Annotated in this window: 8 protein-coding genes; 4 read left to right on the forward strand and 4 right to left on the reverse strand. The window is 63.1% G+C overall.

Annotation, left to right across the window (positions count from 1 at the left end; genetic code table 11):
- The 3 genes from Q8O26_RS18635 to tolQ form a co-directional block, all read right to left on the reverse strand.
- Positions 1-262: hypothetical protein (locus tag Q8O26_RS18635; protein ID WP_305578344.1), on the reverse strand; the 262-nt coding region annotated here is incomplete at its 3' end.
- A gap of 71 nt (positions 263-333) precedes the next feature.
- Entirely contained in the window at positions 334-780 is a 447-nt protein-coding gene (gene tolR / locus Q8O26_RS18640; RefSeq protein WP_305578346.1) for a protein TolR, read from the reverse strand.
- A 15-nt stretch (positions 781-795) separates the two neighbouring features.
- Positions 796-1,521: a protein TolQ gene (gene tolQ / locus Q8O26_RS18645; protein WP_305578348.1), complete on the reverse strand. Its 726-nt coding sequence runs from the start codon at positions 1,519-1,521 to the stop codon at positions 796-798.
- Between the two features lie 591 nt (positions 1,522-2,112).
- On the opposite strand from tolQ, the gene Q8O26_RS18650 reads away from it, so the two are divergent.
- The 3 genes from Q8O26_RS18650 to Q8O26_RS18660 all read left to right on the forward strand — a co-directional run bounded on the left by Q8O26_RS18650 (position 2,113) and on the right by Q8O26_RS18660 (position 4,677).
- A complete protein-coding gene (locus tag Q8O26_RS18650; protein WP_305578349.1) occupies positions 2,113-3,405 on the forward strand; it encodes a HEPN/Toprim-associated domain-containing protein in 1,293 nt (430 codons plus the stop codon).
- Positions 3,406-3,715: 310 nt separating this feature from the next.
- The gene (locus Q8O26_RS18655; RefSeq protein ID WP_305578351.1) at positions 3,716-4,051 is read left to right on the forward strand and encodes a hypothetical protein; all 336 of its coding nucleotides are present in this window, start codon (positions 3,716-3,718) and stop codon (positions 4,049-4,051) included.
- A 320-nt stretch (positions 4,052-4,371) separates the two neighbouring features.
- The gene (locus Q8O26_RS18660) at positions 4,372-4,677 is read left to right on the forward strand and encodes a GFA family protein (protein WP_371134607.1); all 306 of its coding nucleotides are present in this window, start codon (positions 4,372-4,374) and stop codon (positions 4,675-4,677) included.
- 89 nt (positions 4,678-4,766) lie between these two features.
- Here the strand turns inward: Q8O26_RS18660 and Q8O26_RS18665 are convergent, their stop codons facing one another.
- Complete coding sequence (locus tag Q8O26_RS18665; RefSeq protein ID WP_305578353.1) at positions 4,767-5,549, reverse strand: amidohydrolase; 783 nt, start codon at positions 5,547-5,549, stop codon at positions 4,767-4,769.
- Positions 5,550-5,601: 52 nt separating this feature from the next.
- On the opposite strand from Q8O26_RS18665, the gene Q8O26_RS18670 reads away from it, so the two are divergent.
- A partial coding sequence (locus Q8O26_RS18670) for a GntR family transcriptional regulator (RefSeq protein WP_305578355.1) occupies positions 5,602-6,272 on the forward strand: 671 nt, incomplete at its 3' end.

Consider the following 6,272-nt stretch of genomic DNA (forward strand, 5'->3'; position numbering starts at 1 on the left):
GCGGCGGCGGCGGCGGCGGCAATTGTGTGTTCTGGACCCGCTCGCGCGCCACCGGCAGCGCCGCGGGGTCCTGCGTCTGGCGCTCCTCGGCGGCCTGACGGTCGACGACGCGCTGCGGCGTCGGTGTCTGCTCGCCGCGCCGGTCGCCGCGCGTCGACTGGGCCGGCTCGTCCGAGACGATCTCGACCGGCACGCTCTCGCCCTCGTCGACCTTGGTGGGCGACGTCAGGAAGCCGACGAAACCCGCGACCACGAGGAGCACGTGCCCCGCGAGCGAGATCCCGTATCCGACCTTTTGCGGGTGGAGCGCCAACGCCTGTCCCTGCCCTGCCCTCAGCGCGACGAGCGCTCGGTGGCGACCAGCGCCACCTTGGTGAAGCCGCCGCCCTTGAGCTGCGACAGAACGTCCATGATGGCCTGGTAGTTGGCGGCCGCGTCACCGCGCACGAAGATCCGGTCCTCGGCGCCGTTCTGGGCGCGGGTCCGCACGCGCTCGACCAGTCCGGCCGCCTCGACCTTGTCGTCGCCGACGAAGATCTCGCCGTTCTGGCGAACCGACACGGTAATCGGCGGCTTGTCCTGCTGGATCGCGCGGGCCGAAGCCTGCGGCAAGTCGATCGGCACCGACACCGTCATCAGCGGCGCGGCGATCATGAAGATCACCAGGAGAACCAGCATCACGTCCACGAAGGGCGTGATGTTGATCTCGTTCATCACGTGGGCACGGCGGCGGCGGCGACCACCGCCCCGTCCGCCACCACCTGCGAGTTGAGCACCCATGTCGCTCGGCTCCCCTTACGCGGCGCGCTGGTCGTAGCCGCCGCCCTGCTGGTCGATCTGACGCGACAGGATGGCGGAGAACTCGTCGGCGAAGCCCTCGAGGCGGCTGGCGATCTTGTTCACCTCACCCGCGAGCTTGTTATAGGCGATGGTGGCCGGAATGGCGGCGACGAGCCCGATGGCGGTGGCGAAGAGGGCTTCCGCGATGCCCGGCGCAACGACGGCGAGCGAGGTGTTCTTCGACACGGCGATGGCCTGGAAGGCGGTCATGATGCCCCAGACCGTGCCGAACAGGCCGATGAAGGGCCCGGCCGAGGCGACCGTCGCCAGCACCATCAGGCGCGCTTCAAGACGCTCGACCTCGCGCTGGATCGTCACGTTCATCACCCGGTCGAGGCGCTGCTGCAGGCCGGCGAAGGACCGCGATGCCGTCTCGTGGCTGCGCTTCCACTCGCGCATGGCGGCGACAAACAGCGCCGCCATCGCGGTGGTCGGGCGCTGCGACAGGGAGCGATAGAGCTCCTCGAGGCTCTGGCCGGACCAGAAGACCTGCTCGAAGCGGTCCATCTGCGTCTTGGTCCGGCGGTACATGATGATCTTCTCGACGATGATCGCCCACACCCAGATGGACGAGGCCACGAGCCCGAGCATCACGGCTTTGACCACCCAGTGGGCAGCCCAGAACAGGCCCCAGAGGGAAACGTCGTGGGAGACGGCCGCGGCTGCATCGGCGGGAGTCATGGGCAATATCCTTCTCGCGACGGATCCGGCGTGGTGGTCGCGCGTACGCTCCCCGCCCTGATCGACACGGCGTCCAGCGGCTTAAGGCGCAGATTTCGCCCGCTGGTGTCGCCTTTGGGGGCGAAATGACCCCCGAATGTGTCTTGACCGTGGCGCGGACCGTGCTTCCGCGTGGAGACCTACCAAGCCATCGGTAAGGTTAAGGTCAGGTTATCTTCGGCACTGCACCATCATGGCGTGCGGGCGTGGCGGAACAAGGGCCGGTGGGGCGGGAACGTGGCGCTGGAACGCACCGTCTCCGCGCCAGCTTGGCGCAACCAGCCGAGTGGTGCCGAGCTTACAGTCAATCGGCGCGCGATGGCGACAAAATCACGCGGCAACCGCGCACCGGACTATTGCGCCGAGAAAACCTGGCCGGATCAAAGGGCGGTGCGGTGGTGCGGAATTCTTGACTTTTGCACCGAAAGAAGCCCACTTCCTGGCTATTGAGGAAGCCAAGACAATCAAAAAAGATCGGAGCTATCGTTCTGAATCCGTTTAACCTGCCCGGCCATCAAATGCTTCCTAGTACCGTGAATGTTAGGCTCTACCATGGGCTCGATGATCCATCTTTCCGTCGGCAGGCTTGAACTTGACTGGGGCAAAAACAGCGGCTTCACCGATCACAGCGCGCTGTTCCAGGTCGGCGACGTTACCAAGGTCCCTTACTGGTATGCTGATGAGGAAACGCCGATTGACGAAGCTGACATCGCTTCTCTCGATCGCGGCTACAGGCTGAGAATCGAATACCGAGACGGAATGTCCAAGCCGCTAGCGCAAGTAGTCGAACGCATCGGCCTGCTTGGCTATACGCCTTGCTACGCCAGGCGGGAATTTCACTATCTTTCCCAGCTCAACTCCTTCGATGAACAAGCCTTCTCTTTCGACCAGCTTGCCGCCGCGCTGCGCGCGGTCGATGTCGAGGCCGTCTCAGCCGACTACAGTAAGAGCGAAGGTGAAAGCTTCGGGAGATTTTTCCGTCGCGAGATGGCAGACCGGCTTGGTCTTGACCGTGACACAGCCTTTGCCGTCAGCGAGGCAATGGAAAACTTCTCGCCTTACATCCTCCTGCAGATGATGGCGGATAATCCTTCCGCGGTCGACCTCCCGGTCAACTGGCAATTCGCCGATGTCGAGTATGGTGGCTGGGCGAAGCGCGGTGAGTTTGCGAAGCGCCCTGACCAGGCCAATAGATTTTTGATAGTGACTGAGGGTAGTTCGGATGCGAATATAATTCGCCATGCAATTGGCTTGTTGAAGCCGCATCTCGCCGATTTTTTTGATTTTGCGGATATGAACGAAGGCTATCCGTTCACAGGGACCGGCAATCTGTTCAATTTTACCAAGGGCCTGATCAGCATATCGATTATGAATAACATCATCGTTGTCTATGACAACGATGCCGAGGGTGTTTTTAGTTACAATAGAACCTCGCGGCTGAACCTCCTCTCAAACATGCGAGTACTAAAACTTCCAGATCTGGCCGCCTTCGAGAGTTTTGATACCGTCGGGCCTTCAGGATCACATCGCACGAATATTAATGGGCGCGGCGCCGCCATTGAATGCTATCTCGACGCGGGCGCGGCGCCCATCGTGCGCTGGAATAATTTCCACAAAGAGCTGGGCGTGTATCAGGGAGAGCTGGTTGGGAAGACAGACGTCGCTCGGGGCTTCCTGGGCCTTAAAGCGCTCGGCGACATCGCGGGCTATGACACGTCCCGCATTGAGGCCGTAGTCGAGATGATCGTCAACACGTGCGCTAACATGCGGGAGTCTGCCAGACTGATGGACATCGAACGGCAGATCGAAACCGATTTTCCTCCCGATCAAAATCCGGGCGCATAGGAACGCCGCGAACGCGGTTTGCAGTGATTGAGGTATCCAAGATCGTTACCGGCATGCCATGACGCTTTAAGCGGCTCCGGCTGCATGGCATGCGCAAATCTTGAATTCTGCACCGAAGGCCAGACACAACCCTGTCAATTGGAAGGAAGCAGCCAGTCGGAACCCACGTTCTGGCGTTTGATGTGCGTGTGAGATTGTTTCGAAAAGTTCTGCGGCCTGTTCCACTGGGAACAGCGGCGATGCCGGGTTGGCTCCAGGTTCATCACATCGGCGGAACGGTTCGCCGGCAACCACACACAAGGAGATCACCATGTCCCGCAAGTTCGCTCTCGCCGCCATCGCAGTCGCCGCTCTCACCGCAGCCCCCATGCTCGCAACCGACGCCCAGGCCCAGAGCCGCCGCGGAAACGCCCTCGCCATCGGTCTGGCAGCAGGCGTTGGTGGCTTGCTGATCGGATCAGCCATCGCCAACGCCCAGCCACGCTACCAGGTCGAACACCGCTTCCACGCAGAGCCGCGCCGCTTTCACGCAGAACCACGCGGCTTCAGCAATGTCAGCTACGGCTACGGCTATGAGCCGCGCTGCAGCCTTGTCGAACGCGAGAACCGCTGGGGCGACATCGTGGTTCGCCGTGTTTGCCGCTGAGGTGCCGCTCAAGCCCCAATACCAGATTACGCGAACCGCTCAGCCCCCGGGTCGTCCCCCCGGGGGTTTTGCGTACGGCAGATCAGAGCTGACTGAGAAGCAAGAGTAGTGCAAAAATTTTGAATTTTGCAAAAGTATATCAGCTCGCGCTTCTTGACGCATTCGATATTCGCACGGCAAAATACTCTGATCGCAAGGATGCTGTCATGACTACAAGGTCGCCGAGTAAGCCCAAACGGTACCTGGGTGGATGCCTATGTGGTGCGACTAGGTTCGAAGCCGTAGGTTTCCCGGAAAAGCCGCATACCTGTTCATGCCGAATGTGCCAACAGCATACAGGAAGCCTAACAGCCGCATGGGTTGAGTTTCCGAGGGATTCCGTCACTTGGAATGGGTCTGCTGGCGCACCTGCACTATTCCGCTCGTCCGATTTCTCCAGCCGGGCGTTCTGCTCCACATGCGGTAGCAGCCTTGGGGCTATGGACGACAAACCTGTGATTGCTCTGCTCGTGGGCACTTTCGACAGCCCCAACAAGCGCGAGTTGATGCCGACATATCATGCCTATCGCAGGCCACGCCCAAAATGGTGGCATGTTGAAATTGATGCGCCAGCCTCGAAGTCCTGACGCCCTTGGCGCATAAATCCTGAATTTTGCACGACTGTGCGACCGCCTCCGAGCGTCAAACCCAAATCATCCGGCCCGATCCGCACCGGTCACCCGACCAAACTCACCCCCCACTCAAAGAACAGCCGCCGCGCCGTCGCCTCCATCGTGGCGATGGTCGCCCCATCCAGGCCGACCGCCCCGGGCAGCAGCGACACCGCCTTCGCCGCCTCCTCGTGCTGGGTCCAGGGCCAGTCGCTGCCCCACATGAGCCGCTCCGGCCCATAGGCATCGACGATCCGGCCGGCGAGGCCACGGATGTCGGGATGGCGCACGCGATAGGGAGCCGAGAGTTTCATGTGGACGCGCGGGTCAGCCGCCCAACTCGTGACGAGCGCGGCATCGTCCGGACCCGGCCGGCCGAAATGGTCGATGACGATGGGCCCGTCGAAGCCGCGCAGAAAAGGCAGCGCGGCGGCGAGGTCCGGCGCATCGGCATGGAGTTCGACATGCCAGCCGAGCGCAGCGGCAATGGCGAGCATCGCCGTCGCATCGGCCGAGGCGAGGACCTCCGGCGAGCGTCCGACCAGATTGTAGCGCAGGCCGCGGATGCCGGCCGCCGCCATGGCCTCGGCCGCCTCCGGCGCGCGGCGCTCCTCGACCACCGCCACGCCGGCAAGACGCCCCTCTGCCGCCTTGAGGGCCGCGAGCAGGAAGCTGTTGTCGCTGCCGAGGAAGGAGGGTTGCACCAGCACGCCCTCTAGGGCGCCGATACCGTCGAGAAAAGCGAGATAGGCGGCGAGCGACGCGTCGTAATCAGGAACGTAGCGGGCGCTCGCGATCGCCGGCAGACCACGCGCGAAGACATGGGCGTGGGTGTCGATGGTGGTCATGCTTGCGCGTCGCTCCTCATTGCTCTAGTCCTGTATAGGAATAGAGATCTCCATGACAACCATTCTCCCGCCCCTGCTCGACGACCGGCTGCCGCGCTACCAGCAGTTGCGCGACCTGTTCGCCGCTGCAGTAGCCGACGGTCGCTGGCGACCGGGCGAGGCCATCCCGCCAGAGGACAGTCTCGCTGCCACCCATGAGGTCGCCGTCGGCACGGTACGCAAGGCCCTTGCGGTGCTCGTGGCGGAAGGCATGCTGGAACGCCGGCAGGGTCGAGGCACCTTCGTGCGGCGGGGGAGTTTCGGCAATGCGCTGGCCCGCTTCTTCCGCATGACCGATGCGAAGGGCCGACCGATGCGTCCGGTCTCCCGCATCCTGTCGCGCCAGATCCTGCCCGCCAGTGCCGAGGTGGCAGAGCATCTCGGCGTCGCCGACGGCGCCGACATCATCGCGCTGACGCGCCTACGCCTGGTCGACGGTGCGCCGCTGCTGTTCGAAGAGGTCAACCTGCCGCGCGATCCTTTCGCGCCCTTGCTGGACCTGCCTTTCGCCGAGTTCGGCGACCTCCTCTATCCGCTCTATGAGACGGCCTGCGGCAAGGTAGTGGCCTCCGCCCGCGAGACCATCCGCTTCGGACTGCCGCCGGCCCCGGCCGCAGCGGGGCTCGGCATCGATCAGGGGACACCCGCCGCCATCATCGACCGCGTCGCCTTCGGCTTCGACCA

The sequence above is a fragment of the Phreatobacter sp. genome, assembly GCF_030691135.1.
Classification (GTDB): domain Bacteria; phylum Pseudomonadota; class Alphaproteobacteria; order Rhizobiales; family Phreatobacteraceae; genus Phreatobacter.